The organism is Pseudoleptotrichia goodfellowii (assembly GCF_007990505.1).
GTDB lineage: Bacteria > Fusobacteriota > Fusobacteriia > Fusobacteriales > Leptotrichiaceae > Pseudoleptotrichia > Pseudoleptotrichia goodfellowii.
This window is the reverse complement of record NZ_AP019822.1, coordinates 506,037-528,940: the sequence shown is the minus strand read 5'-3', so window position 1 is coordinate 528,940 and position 22,904 is coordinate 506,037. Positions and strand designations below refer to the sequence as shown.

At 31.7% G+C, this 22,904-nt stretch carries 23 protein-coding genes and 1 other RNA gene; 7 read left to right on the top strand and 17 right to left on the bottom strand.

Going from position 1 to position 22,904, the window contains the following annotated elements:
• Nucleotides 1-181: 181 nt before the first annotated feature.
• Together FVE72_RS02695 and FVE72_RS02690 are read right to left on the bottom strand one after the other, a co-directional pair.
• Nucleotides 182-1,150 (bottom strand): ATP-grasp domain-containing protein, encoded by a 969-nt coding sequence (locus FVE72_RS02695; protein WP_232049469.1) that lies wholly within the window; start codon nucleotides 1,148-1,150, stop codon nucleotides 182-184.
• A 40-nt stretch (nucleotides 1,151-1,190) separates the two neighbouring features.
• Nucleotides 1,191-2,447 carry a dicarboxylate/amino acid:cation symporter gene (locus FVE72_RS02690; RefSeq protein ID WP_026737156.1) on the bottom strand — a complete coding sequence of 419 codons (1,257 nt, stop codon included), beginning with the start codon at nucleotides 2,445-2,447 and terminating at the stop codon, nucleotides 1,191-1,193.
• A 459-nt stretch (nucleotides 2,448-2,906) separates the two neighbouring features.
• On the opposite strand from FVE72_RS02690, the gene FVE72_RS02685 reads away from it, so the two are divergent.
• From FVE72_RS02685 to FVE72_RS02675, 4 genes are all read left to right on the top strand, one after another.
• Entirely contained in the window at nucleotides 2,907-3,902 is a 996-nt protein-coding gene (locus FVE72_RS02685; protein WP_146966354.1) for an IS1634 family transposase, read from the top strand.
• Nucleotides 3,903-4,010: 108 nt separating this feature from the next.
• Entirely contained in the window at nucleotides 4,011-4,151 is a 141-nt protein-coding gene (locus FVE72_RS11200) for a hypothetical protein (RefSeq protein ID WP_154669368.1), read from the top strand.
• A 71-nt stretch (nucleotides 4,152-4,222) separates the two neighbouring features.
• The gene (locus tag FVE72_RS02680; protein ID WP_146966343.1) at nucleotides 4,223-4,459 is read left to right on the top strand and encodes a hypothetical protein; all 237 of its coding nucleotides are present in this window, start codon (nucleotides 4,223-4,225) and stop codon (nucleotides 4,457-4,459) included.
• Nucleotides 4,460-4,518: 59 nt separating this feature from the next.
• Nucleotides 4,519-5,070 (top strand): cyclase family protein, encoded by a 552-nt coding sequence (locus FVE72_RS02675; protein WP_232049496.1) that lies wholly within the window; start codon nucleotides 4,519-4,521, stop codon nucleotides 5,068-5,070.
• Nucleotides 5,071-5,181: 111 nt separating this feature from the next.
• Here FVE72_RS02675 and FVE72_RS02670 read toward each other — a convergent pair whose 3' ends face one another.
• The 6 genes from FVE72_RS02670 to rplS form a co-directional block, all read right to left on the bottom strand.
• Nucleotides 5,182-6,102: an SPFH domain-containing protein gene (locus tag FVE72_RS02670; RefSeq protein ID WP_026737155.1), complete on the bottom strand. Its 921-nt coding sequence runs from the start codon at nucleotides 6,100-6,102 to the stop codon at nucleotides 5,182-5,184.
• Nucleotides 6,103-6,129: 27 nt separating this feature from the next.
• Nucleotides 6,130-6,555, bottom strand: a complete 426-nt coding sequence (locus FVE72_RS02665; protein WP_026737154.1) for an NfeD family protein — start codon at nucleotides 6,553-6,555, stop codon at nucleotides 6,130-6,132.
• A gap of 216 nt (nucleotides 6,556-6,771) precedes the next feature.
• Nucleotides 6,772-9,420 carry a valine--tRNA ligase gene (locus FVE72_RS02660; RefSeq protein WP_036056308.1) on the bottom strand — a complete coding sequence of 883 codons (2,649 nt, stop codon included), beginning with the start codon at nucleotides 9,418-9,420 and terminating at the stop codon, nucleotides 6,772-6,774.
• 85 nt (nucleotides 9,421-9,505) lie between these two features.
• Entirely contained in the window at nucleotides 9,506-9,964 is a 459-nt protein-coding gene (gene rimI, locus FVE72_RS02655) for a ribosomal protein S18-alanine N-acetyltransferase (RefSeq protein ID WP_051411728.1), read from the bottom strand.
• A gap of 19 nt (nucleotides 9,965-9,983) precedes the next feature.
• Complete coding sequence (gene lepB, locus FVE72_RS02650; RefSeq protein ID WP_026737151.1) at nucleotides 9,984-11,534, bottom strand: signal peptidase I; 1,551 nt, start codon at nucleotides 11,532-11,534, stop codon at nucleotides 9,984-9,986.
• 52 nt (nucleotides 11,535-11,586) lie between these two features.
• Nucleotides 11,587-11,937, bottom strand: coding sequence for a 50S ribosomal protein L19 (gene rplS / locus FVE72_RS02645; RefSeq protein ID WP_006808240.1), 351 nt, complete (start codon nucleotides 11,935-11,937; stop codon nucleotides 11,587-11,589).
• A 234-nt stretch (nucleotides 11,938-12,171) separates the two neighbouring features.
• Here rplS and FVE72_RS02640 point away from each other — a divergent pair, with 234 nt between their 5' ends.
• Together FVE72_RS02640 and FVE72_RS02635 are read left to right on the top strand one after the other, a co-directional pair.
• Nucleotides 12,172-12,903: a DUF554 domain-containing protein gene (locus FVE72_RS02640; RefSeq protein ID WP_026737150.1), complete on the top strand. Its 732-nt coding sequence runs from the start codon at nucleotides 12,172-12,174 to the stop codon at nucleotides 12,901-12,903.
• A 21-nt stretch (nucleotides 12,904-12,924) separates the two neighbouring features.
• Nucleotides 12,925-13,593, top strand: coding sequence for a Crp/Fnr family transcriptional regulator (locus FVE72_RS02635; RefSeq protein WP_036056035.1), 669 nt, complete (start codon nucleotides 12,925-12,927; stop codon nucleotides 13,591-13,593).
• Nucleotides 13,594-13,839: 246 nt separating this feature from the next.
• Here FVE72_RS02635 and ssrS read toward each other — a convergent pair.
• Nucleotides 13,840-14,043: non-coding RNA, 6S RNA (gene ssrS / locus FVE72_RS02630), on the bottom strand.
• A 246-nt stretch (nucleotides 14,044-14,289) separates the two neighbouring features.
• Here ssrS and FVE72_RS02625 point away from each other — a divergent pair.
• Nucleotides 14,290-14,961 carry a YoaK family protein gene (locus FVE72_RS02625; RefSeq protein WP_026737148.1) on the top strand — a complete coding sequence of 224 codons (672 nt, stop codon included), beginning with the start codon at nucleotides 14,290-14,292 and terminating at the stop codon, nucleotides 14,959-14,961.
• Between the two features lie 164 nt (nucleotides 14,962-15,125).
• Here the strand turns inward: FVE72_RS02625 and FVE72_RS02620 are convergent, their stop codons facing one another.
• From FVE72_RS02620 to efeB, 8 genes are all read right to left on the bottom strand, one after another.
• Nucleotides 15,126-15,647, bottom strand: coding sequence for a type III toxin-antitoxin system ToxN/AbiQ family toxin (locus FVE72_RS02620; protein WP_026737147.1), 522 nt, complete (start codon nucleotides 15,645-15,647; stop codon nucleotides 15,126-15,128).
• Nucleotides 15,648-15,860: 213 nt separating this feature from the next.
• Nucleotides 15,861-16,715 carry an ATP-binding cassette domain-containing protein gene (locus tag FVE72_RS02615; RefSeq protein WP_197734923.1) on the bottom strand — a complete coding sequence of 285 codons (855 nt, stop codon included), beginning with the start codon at nucleotides 16,713-16,715 and terminating at the stop codon, nucleotides 15,861-15,863.
• Nucleotides 16,716-16,866: 151 nt separating this feature from the next.
• The gene (locus FVE72_RS02610; protein ID WP_026737145.1) at nucleotides 16,867-17,571 is read right to left on the bottom strand and encodes a GTP-binding protein; all 705 of its coding nucleotides are present in this window, start codon (nucleotides 17,569-17,571) and stop codon (nucleotides 16,867-16,869) included.
• 136 nt (nucleotides 17,572-17,707) lie between these two features.
• Nucleotides 17,708-18,934, bottom strand: coding sequence for an ABC transporter substrate-binding protein (locus tag FVE72_RS02605; RefSeq protein ID WP_026737144.1), 1,227 nt, complete (start codon nucleotides 18,932-18,934; stop codon nucleotides 17,708-17,710).
• Nucleotides 18,935-19,055: 121 nt separating this feature from the next.
• Nucleotides 19,056-19,259: a twin-arginine translocase TatA/TatE family subunit gene (locus FVE72_RS02600; RefSeq protein WP_006808233.1), complete on the bottom strand. Its 204-nt coding sequence runs from the start codon at nucleotides 19,257-19,259 to the stop codon at nucleotides 19,056-19,058.
• Nucleotides 19,260-19,262: 3 nt separating this feature from the next.
• Nucleotides 19,263-19,973 carry a twin-arginine translocase subunit TatC gene (gene tatC / locus FVE72_RS02595; protein ID WP_006808253.1) on the bottom strand — a complete coding sequence of 237 codons (711 nt, stop codon included), beginning with the start codon at nucleotides 19,971-19,973 and terminating at the stop codon, nucleotides 19,263-19,265.
• A 22-nt stretch (nucleotides 19,974-19,995) separates the two neighbouring features.
• Nucleotides 19,996-21,669, bottom strand: a complete 1,674-nt coding sequence (locus FVE72_RS02590; protein ID WP_232049468.1) for an FTR1 family iron permease — start codon at nucleotides 21,667-21,669, stop codon at nucleotides 19,996-19,998.
• The gene (gene efeB / locus FVE72_RS02585) at nucleotides 21,662-22,903 is read right to left on the bottom strand and encodes an iron uptake transporter deferrochelatase/peroxidase subunit (RefSeq protein ID WP_026737142.1); all 1,242 of its coding nucleotides are present in this window, start codon (nucleotides 22,901-22,903) and stop codon (nucleotides 21,662-21,664) included. The genes FVE72_RS02590 and efeB overlap by 8 nt, the downstream gene beginning before the upstream one ends.
• Nucleotide 22,904 lies beyond the last annotated feature (1 nt).

Below are 22,904 nucleotides of genomic sequence, written 5' to 3'. Positions count from 1 at the left end.
ATCTGTTTTGTTGTTTCGTATTTTTCTAGAGGTAACTCAGGATGTTTGTGAAACCACTTAAATTCCTTTTTAAATATTTTCTGTAAATTCTGTATTTCTTTCATCCGATTTACACTCCTGTATACTAATCTCCTCTACATAAATATTTTAACTCTGTCCAAATCTATTCCATCTATAACATTTACAATTTTTCCAATTTATTTTTCAAATATTCAGCTAATTCAAGCATTGCATACTTACCTGCAATTTTTTCAGCATCGGCATTATAATTAGTGTTAGTATTTATATCATAAACATAAACTTCGTTGTCTTCATTTACGATAAATTCAATTGCTGCAACATTTATATTATGCTCTTCTAAAAACTGTTCATATTTTAGTATCTGTTCCTCAGGCAATCTGTCAATAATTTTAAATTTATTTTCTTTTGAAGAACTTTCTCCTACAGGACAAAATTTATCATCTATTTGACATGAGTCTGCAGGACAGAGCTCAAATCCGTCACGAGAATCTACTTTGACTGCATAAAAATATTTTCCTCCTATGAATTCCGCTCTTACAATATGACCGTCTGCAGGTTTCACATATTCCTGAATCAGACTTATTCCATCCACAGAATCTTCGAACTGTCCTCCTTCTACATAATTTTTCAGTTCTTCATAACTTCTTATGAGCCTTACTCCCAGTCCTTTACCTGCACGATTATGCTTAATTATAAAAGGATATTTATTAAGTTTTTTCCCGGCAGAAAGAATTTGCTCCTTTCCCACAGCTCCCAAAGATTCCGGAGTTTTTATCCCGAATTTCTGTAATAAAATATATTGCTTCAATTTACTTACTTCCAAATTTATTGCCGATGTTCCGTTGATAACAACAGCTCCTTTATTTTCAAGCCATGTCAATACTTGCTCTGTTAATTCCGGAGCATATCTATGCCCTCTCGTATGGGAAGAGGCACTCATTCTGTTGTAATAAACACCTTTCTCAGGCTCTTTCTGAATATCAATAACTCCTTCGGACAAATTCAATTCTTCATAAGGAACTGACAATTCCTCCAATCTTTTGATTAAGTGCTGTGTCCAATCTATATTTTCATGTATAATGTAAACTTTTGCCATTTTTTCATCTCCTTCATAACTATATTTTTTCATCTTCAGTATTCTGCTCAATAGAATGTTTCCATAAAGTTTTTTAATTACTGTTTATCAATACTTTCTCTTTCAAATCCGAAGATTCTTCAATAAACTCATTTTCAGATTTAGCAATGATAGTAGGTATAAGTGCATTTCCCACCACATTTACTGCTGTACGACCTGCATTTGCAAGAAAATCAACAGCCACTATCAACGCCACTCCTTCGGGCGGCAAGTTTAACTGTCCTGCGGTAGCTAATAAAACAACCAATGCTCCTGCCGGAACAGCAGCAATACCTTTAGTTATAATTGTTAAAAATAATATTAAAGGCAATAACTGCACCCATTGAATAGGATTACCGTATAAATTCGTAATAAATGCCACAGAAAGACTTATATATACACAAGCTCCTGTCAAATTAAAAGAATATCCCAACGGCACTGCAAACGCCGAAATTTCTGACGGCACGCCGTTTTTCTCACTACGCTCAATCAATGTAGGTAAAACAACACTTGAACTCCCTGTAGTAAAAGCTATTAAAATCAGATCTTTAATATTTGAAAGCAGTCTGATATAAGGAACTTTATATATATAAGCAATAATCGGAAAAACAATAAGTACTGTCGATAAATAACCTACATACAGTAATAAAACAAACTGTCCCAATAAATACAAATCTCCCAATCCTGTCTTTGCCACGTTACTCGCAACTAATCCAAACACTCCCACAGGTGCAAATGAGATAGCGTAATTTACAATTTTAAACATAGCTTTTGACCATGCTTCAAAAAAATCAATTACAGGTTTATTATCATCTCCTATAGCAATTAAAGCTATTCCTAAAAATACTGCAAAAAATATAATAGGTAAAAGATTTCCTTCAGACAAAGCCGAAACAACATTTTTAGGTATTATTGATAATAAAAAATCATTTATATTAATGTCCGAAGCTACCCCTTTAATCGCCTCTGTAGAAACATTCACGGCATGTATACTTGAACCAGCTCCTGAAACTTTCCCCAAAACTAGGCTGATCGTAATTAATAGTGTAGTTATTAAAAAGAAAAACGAAAATGTTTTAAATGCCAACTTTCCGAATTTGTTACTATTCTTAATAGTAACAATTGACAAGACAACTATCGGAAATATTAGCGGTACTATAACCATTTGAATAAGATTTGTAAATAATACTCCCAATATTTTTAATTCTTTTCCCAGTGAAGGAAATAAATATCCTGCAAAGGCACCTAACAATCCCCCTATTGTAATCTGAACTAATAAATTTAACTTTTTAAATCCTAAAAAACTTTTCATGTTTTATTCTCCTTTCAATAATTAAATATATTTTCTATATATAGTTACACCCGCTATACTTTAATTAGGAAAGGTTATATAAAACAAAAGCTTTCGGGAATCTTTCCTGAAAGCTCTTTATATCTATTATTCCGATTCAAATTTAGAGTCATCAGGTGCAACTATATAAAACACAAATAAGTCTGCACCTAACTATTAACAAATTAAGCAGCAAACTTATAATTTCATACAGCAACACATTAATTCTCTAAATTTTCTCATTGAATTATCCTCCATCTATAATATCTATCTTTAGAAACATTATAATAAATTTCAATCATAAAATCAAATATAATACCTAAATTTCCGAAGAAATAAACATATGAAGTAGAAAAAAGATTAATTTTATTGCTTTTTTCTACATTTTTTTCTTGACTTTTTCTTTATTTCTATGTATAATTATACATAGGTGATAATCTTATGGCTTCTTTAGTTTTTCTATATAATAAAAAATACAATAAAACTTATGTTTATGAATCTATTAACTATTGGGATAAATCTGAAAAAAAATCTAAATCTAAAAGAAAATTAATCGGTATTAAGGACCCTCTTACTGGACAAATTGTACCTACTTCCACTCAAAAAAAGAAATTGGAAGAAAATAAAGCTCAAAATGATAAGCGTAAATTTTATGGTGCTAATCTGCTTTTAAATCTTATTGCTAAAAAATTGGGACTGACTTCTAATCTTAAAGAATGTTTTCCTGATTTGTACAAAGAAATTTTATCTGTTGCACAATATCTGATATTAGAAAAAGATAGTCCTATATCAAGATATGAAAAATGGAGTAAAATTCATAAAACATTTAACAGAAGTGAACTAACTTCTCAAAGAATAAGTGAAATGTTTTCAGAAATAAATGAAAGCGGAAAAAACAATTTCTTTAAATTACAGGCTGAACAGTTGAAAGAAGATGAGTATTGGGCTTATGATACAACAAGCATATCATCTTATTCAAAAGCTATTAATCAAATGAGATACGGATATAATAAGGAAAATGATACATTAGCACAAATCAATCTTGCAATTTTGTATGGAGAAAAGTCAAGATTGCCTTTTTACTATAGAGTTTTACCAGGAAACATTGTTGATGTGTCAACAGTTAGAAGATTAATAAAAGATGTTCAGTATATAGGAGTTAAGAAACCTAAATTAGTGATGGATAGAGGATTCTACAGTAAAAACAATATAGATGAACTCATGAATAATAAATTTAAATTTATTGTAGGAACAAAGTCATCATCAAAAATAATAAAAGAAAGAATAGAAAAAGTAAAAGATATTAAGAAATTTACTAATTATATAGCTGAATATAATATATATGGTAAAAAGAAATACTTATGTGGGACGATACAGACAAGGAAAATAAGAAGTATCTTTACTTGTATGTGTTTTTTGATGATGAAAAAGCTTTAAAAGAAGATAAAGATTTTACAGAATACCTGATTAAATTAAAACAGATATAGAAAATAATGTAGAAAATGAAAAAAGTCGAAGACTATAGGAAATATTTCGATATTAAAGTTGAAAAAGAAAAATATAATTGCTGTAGCAAAAGATGATATTATAGAAAAACATATGAAAAAATATGGTTATTTCAGTTTGATAAGTAATGAAAATCTTGAAGCAAGAGAAATATTAAGTATATATAGACAAAAGATGTAGCAGAGAAAGCATTTCATAATATAAAAGACCGACTTGATGCAAGAAGATTAAGAGTATCATCAAAACCTACAATGGATGGAAAAATATTTGTAACATTCGTGTCATTAGTAATGCTATCGTATATAAAAAATAAGATGAGTGAAAAAGAATTATATAAGAAATACACAACACAGGAACTTCTTGATGAATTGGACTTGATAGAAAGTTATGAAAGAGGTAATGAAAAACTTAAATTGGGAGAAGTAACAAAGAAACAGAAAGAAATATTTAAATATATGGATATTAAATTTCCTGAAGAATTATTATAGAAAAAGACTAATTCTATGTCCTTTTTTCATATGTATAATTCTTCGGAAATTTAGGTCATATAGATTATCCGGGGCATTTTGTTAAAAACGCACGTCTTGCAGGGGATTTCAAAGTTGAGGACACTGTATTACCTCTTGTTGTTATTGATTTGAGTGAGAAAGTGAAAGAAAATAATGACTATGAAATTTCAATAGATGACATTAAAGAATTTGAAGAAAAACACGGGACTGTTCCTGAGGGTTCATTTGTAGTTTTCAGATCTGACTGGAGTAAAAGATGGCCTTGTATAGTTTCCCTTACAAATGCTGATAAAAATGGAAATGCTCATTCACCGGGTTGGCCTGTTTCCACTTTGGAATTTTTATTTGATGAAAGAAATATAGCCGGAGTAGGACACGAAACACTTGATACCGATGCAGCAGTTACCTGTGCAAAAAACGGGGATTTGGTAGGAGAAAGATACATTCTTCAAAAAGATAAGTTTCAGGTAGAAGCTATGGCAAATCTTGATAAATTACCTCCTGTGGGAGCTGTTATATTTATAGCCGCACCGAGAATTATTCATGCAAACGGTTTACCTGTAAGAGCATGGGCAGTTATACCTGAATAAAGAAAAAAGAGCTGTTTGAAATAAGTAAATTTTTAAAAACATTTTTTGAATAAAACAAAATATTTTTAAACTAATTACAACTTCAAAAACAGCTCTTTTTATTTTTAATTATTATTTTGTTTCAGGTTTATTTACTTGTTTTTCATTTAATTCGGCAAATGCAGTTACCATACTTGCCAAATTTTGCATATTGCTCGGTATTATAATTTTAGTTGATTTTCCGTCGGCAACTTTTTCAAAAGTTTCCATTCCTTTTAACGCCAATACTTCTGCAGTAGGGTCAGACTCTCTTAACAGTCTTAATGCTTCGGCTTTCGCTCTTTGAATGGAAAGAATAGCTTCCGCTTCCCCTTCCGCTTCTTTTATCTGTTGCTCTTTTTTAGCTTCTGCTCTAAGTATTGCAGCCTGTTTTTCTCCTTCTGCAACTAATATTGCCGACTCTCTTCTTGCCTGTGCTTCAAGGATATTTGCTCTTTTTTCCCTTTCGGCTTTCATTTCTTTTTCCATTGCCGATCTTATATCTGCCGGAGGAATTATACTTTTCAACTCTACCCTGTTTACTTTAATTCCCCAAGGATCAGTAGCCTCGTCAAGTTCCACTCTCATATTTGTATTTATTACATCTCTTGAAGTCAGTGTCTGATCGACAGTCATATCTCCTATTATATTTCTCAATGTTGTAGCAGTAAGATTTTCTATTGCCGAAATAGGTCTTTCTATTCCATAAGTATATAGTTTCGGATCTGTAATCTGAAAATATATTATTGTATCTATCTGCATCGTAGCGTTATCCTTTGTAATTACGGGCTGAGGAGGAAAATCCACAACCTGTTCTTTTAACGAAACAACCCTTGACACTTTATCAAAAAACGGATTTATAAAGTTTAATCCGGATTCCAATGACTGATCATACTTCCCTAATTTTTCAATTATGTAAACTCTTGATTCAGGTACTATTTTTATAGCTTTAAATACTATAATTAACGCAATTGTTATAAAAATTATTATAAGTGGCAGCAAAATAAATCCCATAATTTTCCTCCTGATTTTTATTAAAAATTATTTTCTTTCCAGTACTATTTTATTACCTTCAAAACTTTTTATTCTTACCATATCTCCGACTTTGAAAAATTCTTCGCTGGTACCGGTCCATATAGATCCTTTAAATTTTACTTCATATTCTTTTTTAGCTTTATCCGAATTAACAACTTTTTCTATTTTTATTTCAGAACCTGTCATATTTGAATTAAAATCGTGTTTTATTTTTTTCTTCAAATAATTCTGTAAAACAGGTCTTGTAAATAAAATAAAAATTAATGATAATACTGCGAATATGAAAAATTCAATATAAGCATTATTAATTAACCCGGCAAAAACTGTTACAACAAGAGCTGCCAAAGCTAACCATATTGTTACAAGTCCCGGAATAATAATTTCCAGTACAGCAAAAACCGATGCGGAAATTGCCCAAAAAATTGCTCCCATTGTATCTCCTCCTCTCTATCCTTTTTTCTAGAATGAAATACCTGCGTGTCCGTTGACTCCGTGCTTTCCGACATTTACTCCTACTCCGGCAGAACACGATATTAAAGACAATCCCAATAATATTGCTATAATCAATTTTTTCATTTTTACCTCCTAAAATATAAATAAATACTTTACCCCAACTATATTATACTACATTTTCGGATTTTTTTTAAGTTATTTATATAAATTTATAGATTCCCTGAATTTAGCTATTTTAGTTTCCAATTCTTCTTTTATAGCATTTTCTTTATCTATAACAGCTTGAGGAGCTTTTCCTAAAAAAGCCTCATTAGATAATTTCCCTAAAACTTTATCCAATTCTTTTTGAGTTTTCTCAATATCCTTTTCGAGTTTTGCTATTTCTTTTTCTTTGTCTATCAGATCGGCAAGAGGTACGTATATTTCAGTCGTTTCTACCAATCTGAAGCCTACAAGTTCAGGAATTTGAACATCAGGAGTAAATCCGTATTTTTCTATATTTGCCAATTTATCAAGTATTTTCGGATTATCCGTCAATATTTTCTTTTCACTTTCCGAAGAAGTTTTAAAAATAACTTCGATTTTTTTCGATGGTGAAACATTAGCTTCCCCTCTTATATTTCTTACAGCCGTTATTACTTCTTTCAAATAATCGAATTCCTTTTCAGCTTCTTTATTTATGAGTAATTTATCTTCCTTAGGAAAATCTGAAAGCATTACAGTTTCTTCATCAAAATCAAGTTTTTGCCAAATTTCTTCAGTAATAAAAGGCATAAACGGATGAAGCATTTTAAGTCCACTGTCAAGAACATGTCTTAATACCCATTGAGCAGTAACTTTGTCAGTACCTTCTCCTCCGTATACTCTCGTTTTTGCTATTTCCACATACCAGTCACAAAATTCTCCTCTGAAAAACTCATAAACCGCTTTTGCAGCATTATCCAATTCATAACCGTTCATATATTCATTTATTCTTGCTGCAGCTGATTGGAGTTTTGACAGTATCCATGTATCTTCCAGTTTAAATTCCAAATCAGTTACCGATGTTTCCGTATTAAAATCTTCGAGATTGGACAATACAAATTTTGAAACATTCCATATTTTATTTGCAAAAGTCGATCCCATTTCCATTAATTTTTCGGAAAAATGTATATCCTGTCCTTGGGACGTATTGTAAAGGAAACTGTATCTTATAGCATCCGCTCCGTATTTATCTATAAGATCCAACGGATCAGGAGAATTTCCCAATGATTTACTCATCTTTCTTCCGATTTCATCTCTTATCAGTCCGTGCAGATATACATAATTAAAAGGAATTTCATCCATTATGTATAAACTCATCATTATCATTCTTGCAACCCAGAAAAATAATATATCCGCTCCCGTTACCAATGTATCTGTCGGAAAGAATTTTTCCAGATCCTTTGTTTTTTCAGGCCAACCCATTGTGGAAAAAGGCCATAATGCTGACGAAAACCATGTATCAAGTACATCCGTTTCTTCTCTCAAATCAACATCTTTTCCGAATTTTTTCCTTGCCTGTGCTTTTGCCTCTTCAATATCTCTTGCCACAAACACTGTTCCGTCTTCGGCATAATAAGCGGGTATTCTGTGTCCCCACCAAATCTGCCTTGAGATAGTCCAGTCCCTTATATTTTCAAGCCAGTTATAATACACTTTTTCCCATCTTTGAGGAGTTATTTTTACCTGTCCGTTTTTTACCACTTCCAACGCTCTTTCTGCAAGAGGCTGCATTTTTACAAACCACTGGGTAGAAACTCTCGGCTCTATTACAGAATCACATCTGTAGCAATGTCCTACTGCATTTTTATGATCTTTTACACTTACAAGAAGTCCCTGCTCTTCCAAGTCTTTCAAAACAGCTTTTCTCGCTTCAAATCTGTCAAGTCCGCAGTATTTACCACCATTTTCGTTTACTTTGGCATCTTCGGTAAATATATTCAAAAATGCCAATCCTGTTCTTTTAGCCACTTCAAAATCGTTAGGATCGTGAGAAGGTGTCATTTTAACAACTCCCGTTCCAAACTCCATATCTACATATTCATCGGCAACTACAGGTATTTCTCTATTCATCAAAGGCAATATTACTGTTTTCCCTATTAAGTGAGAATATCTTTCATCTTTGGGATTTACAGCTACCCCTGTATCTCCAAGCATTGTTTCAGGTCTTGTAGTTGCTATTACTACAAATTCATCACTGTCTTTTATCTGATATTTTATTTCCCATATTTTTCCGTTTTTCTCAATATGATTTACTTCGTCATCTGCCAATGCCGTTTTATCATGAGGACACCAGTTTACAATATACTCTCCTCTGTAAATAAGTCCGTCATTGTAAAGTTTTATAAACACTTCCTTTACAGCTTTGGAAAGTCCTTCATCCATTGTAAATCTTTCTCTCGACCAGTCAAGAGAAACTCCAAGTCTTCTCAACTGTTTAGTTATAAGTCCTCCGTGTTTTTCTTTCCACTCCCATGTTCTTTTCAAAAATTCTTCTCTGCCGATTTCTTCTTTGGAAGTTCCCTCATCTTTCAGCATTCTTTCCACTTTATTCTGTGTCGCAATTCCCGCATGATCAGTCCCCGGAACCCACAACGTATCAAATCCGCTCATTCTTTTATATCTTATAATCGTATCCTGAATAGCATTATCAAGCATATGTCCCATGTGCAATATTCCTGTCACATTAGGCGGAGGAATAACTATGGAATAACCGGGCTTTTCGTCATTATGCTGTGCATTAAAATACCCTTTTTCTTCCCATATTTTATACCACTTTTCTTCTATCTCATTTGGAGAATATGTTTTGCTTAACTCCTTTATCATTTTTTCCCTCCTGTTTTTTAATCATTTATATTTATAGAATATCATTTTTTTATATTTTTTTCAATTTTACCAAATTACAATCCTATAAATTCCTCACCATTATCAGAGCATTCTGACCCGCTCCGTAATAATTTTTTCTCAGAGAAATTTCTTTAAAATTATTTTTTTTGTATAACTTTACAGCACTAAAATTATTTTCATTAACTTCAAGAAATACCGTTTTTTTATATTTTTCTTCATTAAACAGTCTGTCTATAGTCTTTTCAAGCAATTCATTTCCCAAGCCTTTATTTTGAAATTCTTTTTTTATTGCAATCTCAAATAAGTCAAAACTGTCAAAAGTATCGTAATAAATAATATATCCCGATACTTTTTCCGACTTTTTCATATAATAAACTGTATATTGTGTATTTGATAAAATTTCTTCAAAATATTTACTTTCGACTTTTTTATCAAAATTTTCATTATGTATTTTGCAAAGTTCGATTATTATTCTTTCCTGAACCTCACAAATTTTTATAATTTCTATTTTTTCAAGCACTTCTTTTTTCCTTATCTTTTTACAATAATCCTATTCTGTTCAACGGCCACCATCTGAATAAAAGGTTTCCTTTTATTCTGTCTTCAGAAACATATCCGAAAAATCTCGAATCTAAACTGTTTGTAGTATTATCTCCCATTGCCATATAATAGTTTTTATCAAGAGTTACAGTTTCTCCCTTTAAAAGTTTCATAAACTTTTCGTCGTTATATTTGAAATCCTGTATGGGAAGTACCAGTTCATCTCTTCCTTCCACTTTTAATGTGAATGTATAATAAACATTTAATTTCGGATCATCTTCTCTAAATTTATCAGAAATTCCTACAATGTTTTTAAAATCTCTATTTGTATTTATTCTGCTTAAAAATTCTTCAGGTGTTATTTCAAGATAATTTTTATCCTCTTTATATCCATCCCAATCTGCTTGAGATAACAAAAAGTTATCTTTTAATAATTCCGTTTCTTTTTCTTCTCTTTTTTCATATAATTTTGATATCATTATAATTTTATCTAACTTTACTTTATCTCCTTTTTTAGGAATATATATTTTTTTATCCTGAACAAGTCCTTCTACACTGTAAGGTCTGTTCAAAACTTCCGAAATTTTATCATCTAAATATATTCTTCCTGCATTTGTTTCTTCAGTTCTTTCTGATGAAGGGTCAGTAAGATTCGTTAGTGAAATATCCTTTATCTGAAAAGTCTGCCCCGGTGTTCCCGTTATTCTTTTAGTATACATTATTTTATCGGTTACAGGCTCTTTAAAAGCTATAATATCTCCGACTTTAGGCTTTCCGAACTTATATTTTACCATGTTTGCAAAAGCTCTGTCTTTTACTTTTATTGTAGGTTCCATGGATCCTGTGGGAATTACATAGTTCCCAAGATAAAATGTCTGTATAATCAGCACAAGAATTACTGCTGTTACAGTTGTATCAAGTCTTGCAAAAGATTTTCCCAATGTGCTCTGTTTTCTTTTTTCCAATTCTACCATTTCTTTTCTGGCTTCTTCGGTATCCAGTCCTGTTTCTTTTTTAACCTTTTCCAATTCAACATTAAATTCCTCAGGTTTGAGATCATTTCTCAAAGAAGACTCGGTAATTCTTTTTTTGGAATGTCTTCTGTAAAGAAAAATCAGCGGAAAAGCCAATATCATATTTATAAACAGATAAATATAAAAATTCGTATCCAAAATATTAAACATCAGTTTTGACAGAAACAGCATAACAAGATTTGCTAAAAATGCCCATTCATGTTGCTCCCTCATAACTAAAATACTCAAATTCAATACAAACATCCCGTATATTCCGTAAATTTTAATTCTGATTACCGGATCAGGCTCTTTATCCACTAAAAAATAAAAAGCTACAGAAACCAGAATCCCGATAACAGTTATAATATTTCCGATTTTTATTCTTTTTTCTTCTCCTTTATCTCCCATAGGAATTTTTTTCAATATCTCATCTTCTTTTTTTCTTATAAAATTAACCACCTGCTTTTCTCTTATAAAAAAATATAAAAGAATAACTGTCATTATCAGATAAAACATCCCCCATAATATTATATTCATCCTATTTTCCTTTCTATAAAACAGAAAAAGCCAGCAAAATGCTAGCTTTTAGCTACTTTCTGATTTCTTTAATTCTAGCAGCTTTTCCTGATAAGTTTCTTAAATAATATAGTCTTGATCTTCTTACTTTTCCTATTCTCTTAACTTCTATTTTTTCAATTAACGGAGAATTAATAGGTAATATTCTTTCTACACCTATTCCTGAAGATACTTTTCTCACTGTGAAGTTTTTAGCCATTCCACCACCGGAAACTCTTATAACTACACCTTCGAACACCTGTATTCTTTCCTTATTTCCCTCTTTTACTTTATAGTGAACAGCTACTGTGTCCCCTGACTTAAATTGAGGTATATCGGATTTTAAGTATTCTTTTTCTACCAGTTCGATTAATTTCTCTTTCAAGAAATCCACTCCCTTCTTTACGCGATATTCTTTCTATCTCTACCGATATATCGGCATCAACAATAAAAGCGGAATATCCTTTTTCATATACGAAATATAGTACCATATTTCCATATTATTTTCAAGTTATTTTTTTCTGCCTATACAATCAACTCTCATTATGTTATAATTCGTCATACATAGTAAAAAAGCATAATAAATAAAAGGATTTTTATGAAAGGAAAATAAGTATTAATGGGAATTTTTACGGATTTTTTAGCTATTATTATCGGGAGTCTTTTAGGGCTTCTTATAGGAAAAAAATTTAAGGAAAGCATGAGAAATATTGTAATGGACTGTATCGGTCTATTTATAATAATTTCAGGAGTAAAAAGCACACTAAGTTCAAATAGAGATATTACAGTTCTGATATATCTCATAATAGGTTTAATTATAGGACAAATTATTGATATAGATTTACAAATAAAAAAACTGAGTACTTTTGTAGAAAATAAATTTTCAAAAATTTCATCAGTTTCCTATAAAAATAAAAATTTAGTCGATTCTGTGGAAAATAAGGAAAAAGATTCCAATTTTGCCAAAGGGCTTTCAGTCACGACTATTCTTTACTGTGTAGGAGCAATGGCTATTGTGGGACCTATTAACAGCGGGCTTACCGGAGATAATAAAATAATGAATATAAAAGCTATTCTGGACGGGATTACGGGAATAGTATTTGCATCAATATACGGTGTCGGAGTTATTTTTTCAGCTATATCGGCTTTCTTATATCAGGGAACGATATACCTTTTCGCAAGACAGATAAAGTCTTTTTTAACTCCCACTGCAATATCGGACTTGAATTTCTTGGGCGGAATAATGATTTGTGCTTTGGGCATTAATGTTGTTCTGAAAAAAAATATAAAAGTGGCAAATATGATTCCTTCTATATTTATTCCGATAATTGTCGAAATATTTCTAAAATAACTTTTATTTTCGGGAGGTTATATGAAACCTGAAGAACTTTATAAAAAAGTATCTGAAATTTCTTTATTTAAAGGATTTAATATTCATGAAACAGAAAATATATTAAAAAAAATAAATTTTCAGACGAAAAACTATAAAAAGAATGAATCAATTTTTTTCAGAGGAGATAAAATCGATCATATTATAATCATTCTCGAAGGAACTGCCAAAGGAGAAATGCAGAAATTCGGAGGCGATTCCATTACTATTGATTTTATAAAAGCTCGGGAAATTATAGCTCCCGCTTTTATTTTCGGAAATATGAAAGTTTTTCCTGTAGATTTAATCTCAGTGGAAAATTCCAAACTTATATTTTTAAACAAAAAAGATTTCGTGGAAGTTATGCAGGAAGATAAAAGACTTCTCTTAAATTTTCTTGACGAAATTTCCAATAAAAGTCAGCTTTTATCCAAAAGAATATGGTTTAACTTCATAAATAAGACTATAAATGATAAAGTTCTGAGTTACATTAGAGAAAATCAGAAAGACAATATTATCATATTTAAACCTAATATATCCGAGCTTTCAAAAAAATTTGAAGTTACAAGGCCTTCTCTCTCAAGGGAAATATCAATATTATGCGATAAAGGAATTTTAATAAAACTACAGAATAATAAATATAAAGTCGATTTTTCAAAAATCGAAATATAAGGAAAAGAGTGGTTGGGGTTCCACTCTTTTAAGTAACGCTATGAAAAGACAAAAAAGATAAAATCTTTTTTAAAAATAAGTACTATTAAAATATACCTCATTTTTTGTAAAATCAAAATTTTTTTTGTATTTTTTTCTTTACTTTTTTAACTTTTTCTCAAATAAGTTTGTCATATCAAAAAAAATCTTTAAAATCAAATATTATAAAATTATACTTTTTTAACTGTTCATAAAAATATTTTAAATAAAAAATCCGATCTACCGTTCCGACTGAATTTTTGGTCGCCTGTAGTTGTTACAGGTGGTAGTCATATTTGTAAGTCGTACAGAATCCGTGCAAAGTATAGAAACCGCCGTGATGTACCTGATTCAAAATACAAAGATCTGACCCCATTAAGAAAGAGTAAAGCCCAAAAATTGTAATGTCGGTCACAAATAGACCAGAAAATTTTGTTTTCTTATTTTATAGATATATTATAGCCTTTACTTATAAGAATGTCAATTTGTTTTTGTCTATAAAATATAAAAAAATATTAAAAAAGCTGTGAAAACTTATTACTTTCATATTCCTACTAAACGAACGGATTTTCGGCACTTAAAAATGTCAAGATAAAAATTCCTCGACAAATAATAAATCTGTGATATACTATCAATATGTGAAATTTAGTTAATTTATCAGGAAAGCGAGATAAACAAATGTGGGGATATAATAAACAAAAAAAACAGACTTCGGACACTTTCCGATTGGGACTGTTATTGTGTCTTGTCGGAGGATTTACAGATGCATATACTTTTATAATGAGAGGAAAAGTTCTCGCAAATGCTCAAACCGGGAATATGGTTTTTTTTGCACTAAGACTGACCGAAAGACGTTGGAGAGAGGCTCTTTTTTATTTTCTGCCTATTTTTGCTTTTGCTTTGGGTATTCTGATTGCAGAATTTATAAAAAGAAAGTTTAAACACGATAAAATCCATTGGAGACAAATAGTTGTTCTAATGGAAATTGTTGTCCTTTTTACGTCTTCCTTTGTGCCTATAGGAGAACTGAACGTTTTTGTAAATATCGCAATATCATTTGTCTGCTCTCTTCAGGTTCAAGGGTTCAGAAAAATAAACGGTAATATTTCTGCCACTACGATGTGTACAGGAAATCTAAGAAGCGGAACAGAAAATTTATTTCACTATCTTATGACAAAAGACAAAGAATTTAAACATAAATTTATGACATATTTCGGATTAATATTTTTCTTTATGACAGGAGCTGTAACAGGATCCTTTTTCTCTGAAATTCTCAAAGAAAAAGCTCCTCTTGTCTGTTGTTTAATATTGTTTTCAGCATTTATAATAATGTTTAAAGATGAGATTTAAGAATTTTGTGAGGGCTTATTGCCCTCATTTCCCTGGTATAAACTATGAGAATACATTTTTGTATTCATACTCTCACTATATTTTTACGAAAATTTATCAATTTCATATTTCGTCAATTATATTTAGTCTATATAAAATAACGTAATTTATTTTATCTTTTTTTACTATTTTTTATACAATTTAGCTTTCTCTTCCAACAATTCAAAATCAACAGTATGTTTTATATAGTCCATAGACATATTATTAATCTTTTGATTATATAACCTTGAAGCAGTTCTGTTTATTTTCTCTTTGTTAACATAAATAAATCTTAATTCTCTAATGATTAACAATTTATAATATTCATCCTGCTCTTTATGAATATCGTAGTATTTTATAACACTTCTATCAAAAACAGGTATCATATTGCTTATTTTTATAGTGCCTAATAAAATATTTCTTTTACTTTGAGAAGCAACTATTCTAATTATAAAATTATTTGATTTTTTTATTTTTCCATTTTGGTCATAGTCACTTTTTTTATTCGGAGAAGAAAGAAGTGCTATATAATCACAGTCATTTACACGAAGCAGTAAACCGATATATTTTCTTGTTTTTTTATAGTTACTTCCTGAATGATTTAAAACCTTACTGTCAAAAAATTTTAAATAATTTATATAATTCTCATCTATTTCATATAATTTCATACTTAATCCCCCTCTTTTTTAAAGAAAGCTACCCAAAATAATCGGGTAGCTTTTCGTATTTAAAATTGCTTCATTTTAAGGTAGTGCAACACCTGTTTTTATCTGTCCTTCATTTTAAGGTAGTGGAACACCTGTTTTTAAGCTTTTTGCTTCAATATTATTATAGCATATTCTATAAATTAGTCAATATCTTTTCTTTTTTCTGCTACTTTATTAAAAATTAGAATCACTCAATATCTCTCCGTTTCTCAAAGCCGTTCTCATCTGTTGGATTGTATTGTCCATTTCTTCAAGTTTTAAGAGTATTTTCTTTTCTTCAGAACTTGTTTCTATTATTTTTGCAATCCCTCCGTTTTTAATTATTATTCTTTTATCGGCTATCAATGCCAATGTCGGATCATGAGTAGCCATTAACACTATCTTATCTGCCGACACGAGCAAATTGAGTGCTTTTTTTCTGTCAATTCCGGCATTTTCAATTTCATCTATTAAAACTATAGGAGAAGAACTCAAAATCGCAGTATCAGCTATCATTAAGGCCCTTGACTGTCCTCCGCTAAGGGCAGTAACAGGTGTATCAAGATTAAACTGTTCTCCTGCCAGTTTGTTTGCTTCCTGTATTATTTTATCCGTAACTTCCTCAACATTTTCAATCATTCTGCTTTTTGCATGCAGTTCAAGAAAATCTTTCACTGACAAATCCATAACAAAATTCATATTTTGGGATAACTGTGCGACCAGCTTATTGTTAGATGAAAAACGCCACTTTTTATCGGGAAGTTCTTCATTTATAAGTATTTCCCTTTGAGTCGGAGTGTCTTTTTGAGCAGTCCATTCAATATCGGCAAGGAGCCTTGATTTTCCTGAACCTGTAGGTCCCACTATAGATATTATTTCCGATTTATGTATATCAAGTCTGTTAAAGCCTTCAGGATTCCCGGATTTATCCTGTCCCGCAATTATCGTCAATACTTCGACCCCTTTATCTTCTTCCATTCCAAGAAACAGCTTCATCTGATCTATATATTCAACTAATCCCTCTTTTATCTTTTCGATATCCAGTGCCATGTCTTCTATTTCTTCTTCAGTAAATCTTTCCAAAAATTCACTGAAAGTTTTATCTTCATGACCGTTTATATTAATGGCATTTTCATTGAAAAAGTTTTCTGCAAAAGGATATTTTAAGATAAGTTCGCTTATTTTGAACTCATCGACCAATTTATTTTTCATCTTTACCGCCTAAATTCATTTTTCTTACATTTCCCATTTGATATTTCTCGCCTATTCTTGTTTCTCCTAAACAATAGGAACATAATGCCGACGGCATAGGAAATCTGAGCTTTTTCCCCTGAACACTTTCTATTTCTTTTTCTTTCTCGTAAAGAAGTGTACTCAACTCATAAGCCCCCTGCCCTGTAAGTCCGTTGACATGCATTGTAATTGCAGTAGGATTTACCGAATTTACTCTTGATGCAAATACTTCTCTTTCCGCCTGAGATACTATATCTCCCTTTGTAATAATAACAATATCCGCTGCTTTTAACATAGGTCCGATTTTTTTCGGAGTATTTATACCCGATAAATTATCTATTACGCATATTCCTTTTATATCTTTAATATAAGGAGAACAACGGTTGCAAAGTCCTGCCGACTCGGTAATAAGCATAGAAAGTCCTAAACTTCTTCCCCACTGCACCACTTCTTCTATATTTGAAACGAAAAAATGATCCGGACACAAAGCTCCCGAAATACCTTTTTTCACAGGTATTCCTGCTTTTTCATACAATATATCGTCATCTGTATACAAACAGTCAAATTTTACAACCCCTACTGACATTCCCTGTTTTTTTAGTGCATCTACCGTTTTTAAAATCACACTTGTTTTTCCTGATGAAGGGGGTCCGGAAACTATTATTAAATTCATTTTTACCTCCTTTTAAACAGCAATTTTTTCATATATCAAAGAAATATAATTATACTTTGTGTTTTTTAATAATAATTTTTTTGTCTTTTTATCGTCAAATAATAAAACCTTATTTTACTATTTCCAAGACAACTTTTTATAATTTCATAATCGCTTCATTAAATTCATCTTCACATTTTCTGACAAGTCCTCCGACATCATTTCCGTGAATGAAATCCCATCCTATCCATTTAAATTTCTGATCTTCGGTCAAATGATTGTCTACATTGGGGTTTGTGGAAGGAAATTTACTGTTTGCAGAAAACAGTGTTCCTATTTCTTCGGACATAAAGAAATCTATAAACGGCTGTATCTTATCTTTTTTAGCTTTTTTTGTAATCATAAATATAGGACTTAATAAAGCTCCGTCTTTGGGCCAAACAGCTTCCAAATCAGTCGCTCCCATAAGCATTTGCGTAAAGAAATAAGGAATTATACTTACTGCAGGAGCATCCCCGCTTCTCCCTTTAGCTTTTACCATTTGTGCAGGATGAAGATTTTTCTTGTAAGATCTCGCCAATTTCTGTATTCCTTCCGAACCGTGTTCTTTGTATATATTGATAATCAATGCATTGAACAAATCCAAATCGTTCATAGGTAACGCTACCGAATCTTCAAACTCTTCACTAAGTATATCTTCCCATGTTTGAGGAGGTTTTCTATCTCCCAACACCGTTTTATTTATAAGAAATACAGCAGGAACTACTCCCATTATGGCATATTGTTTTTTCGGATCTCTTAAATCTATTTTGTCATTGCAGAAATCTTTGTTCATTTCATCCAGATACGTTTCAAATATACCCTTTTCCATGTATTGACCCATAAGTTCCTTATCAAAAAACAACTCGAATCCTGCAGAAAGAAGTATATCCGATACTTTATCAGGATCTCCCGTTTTTACTTTATCCACAACCCAATCAAGTCCTAAATTTGCTGATTGCAATTCGTATGCTATTTTATAATCCACTTCATCATTTCTCTTATTTACCCAGCCTTTAATCCCCTCAAGCAAAGGTATTCTTATTGGACAGGGCAATACCCCTTCAATGAGTATATCTCCCGTAGAATCTTCTTTTCTTCCTTCAAGAGAAATATCCGTTTCACTGTCTTTTTCAAGAAAAGCGACAAGCTTTTCCTCAAATAATTCGGGATTTATTTTTTTAGCTTTAAGTGCCATATTAAGATTTATATTTTTTGCCATTGATTCAAACATTTGTTTGTTTTTCAGCTGATCAAAGCCGTTAGCTATGAGAAAATCCAATGCTTCAGGATATTTCTGTACAATCTGATACAGAGTATCATTTAAACTGAAAAATTTATTCATAAAACAGTCTCCTTTTATTCAGAAAATTTTTATTTTTAGTTTCAATTATTTTGTATATCCAATTATATCATATCCATAAAAAAAATATGTAACCAAAGTTACACATTTTTATTTTTTAAACTTATTCGCTTTTATCGGATTCTTTTTTTTCGCTATTTTTTTCATCTCCGTCAGTTGTTATATCCGACATAGATTTTTTAAATTCTTTAAACATTTTCCCTACTGCTTCGCCTAATTCAGGCAAACGTTTCGGTCCGAAAATAAGTAAAGCTCCGAGTATTATTACTATAAGCCCGGGTGTTCCGATATCTCTAAAAATTCCCATATTCTATCCTTCTCTCTTTTTATAAATATATTTACTTACTGAAATACTTATTTCATAAATCAAAACAAGAGGAACTGTCATTGCCAAATCGCTTATAAAATCTGCAGGTGTCAGAACTACTGCCAATACAAGCAATATAAAATATCCGTATCTTCTGTTTTTTGTAAGAAACATAGGTGTCAAAATATGCAGCGATGTCAGAAATGCCGCTATAACAGGCAACTCAAACACAACAGCAATAGGTAATGATGTATGTAAAACAAATTCCAGATAATTTCGTGCTGTAACCTGCACATTAAACAAGTCTTCTCCGATAGACAGCAATATATTCAGCAATGCAGGCGTTATCACAAAAAATCCGAATGCCAGTCCTCCGACAAACAAAATAAAAGTCGCAGGAATATATGTCAATATCATCTTTGCCTCTTTTTCTTTCAATCCGGGCTTTATAAATGCCCACAACTGATAACTTGCAAAAGGCAGAGTAAAACTCAAAGCACATATTCCCGCAAGAGTTACATAAATTCCCAAAACTTCGTCAGGTCCTAAAACCAGAAGTTTTTTACTGAAAGGATAGGTCAGTAGTCGATAAATATCAGCACAGAACACAAAACTTGCAACAAAAGCAAATAGAAAAAATATTATTGTCATAATAAGTCTTTTTCTAAATTCGCCTAAATGTTCTATTAATGATTGATTTTTCTCTTCAGACATAACATACCCTTTCAAAATATTATTACTGTTTTTTTCTTTTTAAAGTTATTCCTGCAATTATTAATATAAGAATAAGTTGACTTATAAACACTTCTACATTCGCATAAATCCCCAGTATTCCCACTGTCGGAATAAAATGTATCACATGAAGAGGTATAACTCCTACTACCTGAAGCATATGAATACTTACTCCGAGCATTTTAAATGCAAGGAAATAAATCATCCACGTCAATATAAAGAATACTCTATGTACTTTTATTTTTGAAGAAGCATAAGTCAGAGCAAGTGCTATTATAATAAGTATTATTACTGCTGCTGAAATACCTGTAATAAGATTTTGTACTGATATTAGAGGTAAAATTCCCGCATAGAATAAAATCGTTTCCGCTCCTTCTCTGAATACCGCAAGAAAACTTAATGCAAACATGGATATAAAGCTTCCTGTACTGAGTACGACATTCATTTTTCTGTCCATATAATCTTTCCAGGCCTTTAATGATGACTTGCTGTGAAGCCACACTCCTATACCTATCATCATAATTACTGCAAAAATTCCTACAAATCCCTCAATTATTTCACGATTTGTTCCTGAAGAAACTGCCGGAAATAGCTTTTGCAACACAACTGCAATTACGATACTCGCTAAAATCCCTGCAACCGCTCCTGCATAGACCCATTTAAGCCCTTTTTTCTGATTAGCCGCTTTAAGTCCACTCACAAGAGCCAACACTATAAGCAATGCTTCTACACCTTCACGTAAAAGTATAAACATCGCATCAACAAAAGTATATTCAGCCTTAGTGTCTATTTGGGATAACTCTGTTATCAAATTCTGTAACTTTTCCTGATATTGTTTTTCTCCACCTTTCACCATTATTACAGGCGTTTCCGTTTCGACTTTTGTATACAATGAAGCATTTCTGGTACTTACGTCACCCTCTACAGTCGGCCATATTTCAATAAATTTTCTCACTTTTGACTGTCCTGCAGACTTATCTCCCGATTTAAAAGCTTCAAGCCCTTCTTTTAAAAGTTCTATTGCCTGTTTTAAAGTAATTCCTTCTGTAGAAACCTGTTCAATCTTCTTTCCATCCAGAAATTCCTGAATTACGGTTTTCAGATTATTGAAAGAACTTATAACATTGTCGTAGTCAAAAGGCTCCATTTCCATAGAACTTCTGAGAAAAGCCATTGCAGTTTCCACTTTTCCGTAATAGGCAGTATCTCTGTCACGGATTACAGCCTCGTTTCTTGTCCATACACCGTTATATTTCAGATATTCTTTTTTCATAGCTTCTACATCTTTACTTTTGATTACTTTTTCCAAAGTATCAAGAGCTGGATATATTTTAGCTTTAAAATCTTTTTTTACCTGAACTTCGTCAACGGGATTCTGTTCTTTTTCAAAAGCCAGTAATGCTTTTGTAATTTCTTTCAAATCATTTTCAGTTATTTCACCGGTTTTACTCAAACTTTCCTGAACCTTTTTTCCTTGAGGCGAATCAGCATTTTTAACGGATTTGAAACTTTCTCTTATTTCTGCAATAAGTTTTTCGGTTTCTTTTTTATCATTATTTTTCAATGCTGTAGTTGCATCGGTTATTTTTATATAAAGTTCGCTGTAGCTTTCTTTTGCAATTATATTTGCAGAAAAGAAAGTAAAACATATTAACAATATAATTCCGATTTTACTCAAATAATTTTTGCCCAATATATTCCCCTTTCTTTACTCCTCCGAAACATGCAAAAATCCCTGTACCTATATGTGTTATATATTCATTCAGTTTATCTTCGCTTCCAAGACTGTTCTGTATCTTTATAAACTGCTCGGGATGTTTCTGGAAACAGATGAAAAGCAGCCCTGCATCAAACTGTCCGCTTATTTCGTTAATTCCGTCAGAATACGAAAAAGCCCGTCTGCATATTTTTGCTTCCGCTTTTTTAGCCAAAAACACATGGGAATCGATAGGAAGTATCGGCTTTCCGTCAGGCCCTTTTTTATTTATATCTATTACTGCAAATTCGTCTTTTTCTCCGAAAGGAGCTCCACTTTCTTTATATCTTCCGAAAGTATTTTCCTGTTCCTGCAAATTAGTACGATCCCATGTTTCAAGGTGCATCTGAATACGCCTTACAATAAGAAATGTTCCGTCTTTGAGCCAGTTATTTTTATCATACCAGACAACATTTTTAAAATCATTCTCATTTTTGGGATTTTCTGTTCCGTCTTTAAATCCGAACAGATTTCTAGGTGTTTCTTTTCTGTTTCCGATAGGAAGAAAGCCCGCCTGACTCCATTTAAGAGTAATCAAAGTACGTCCTTTTCTCACAAGATTTCTTACTGCGTGAAAAGCTACTTGCGGATCATCTGCACAAGCCTGAATACAAATATCTCCGCCTTTGTACTGTTCTTTTATCTGATCTCTCGGAAAATGGGGCAAATCTTTAAATTCCTCGATTTTTTTACTGTCAAGTTTCAATTTATCCAAAAATGCAGGACTTACACCGAAAGTTACTGTCAGACGATAAGGATTAAGACCTAATGCTTCTCCTGTATCTACAGGGGGCAACAAATGATTTTTAAGTTCGGGGGATACGAGCTCACCTTTCATAAGTTTTTCAGTGTAAGCAGTCCATTCTTTAAACATTTGGATTATCTCTTCTTTATTTTCAGAATGTAAATCCAACACCGCAAAATAAACGTTGCTTTGCACAGGTGTCGCGATTCCCGACTGATGTTCTCCGTAAAAAGAAATTTCCTCTTTTCCTTCCATCTGATCAGCAGTGTTACCAAATACATTCGATAAAACGGCACCGACTCCGCTCGCTCCTACTGCAAAGCCGGCTCCTGCCAATCCCGCCTTTTTCAGAAAATCACGACGAGATATTTTTTTATCAAACCATTTTTTTTCATTGTCATCTTTACTCATA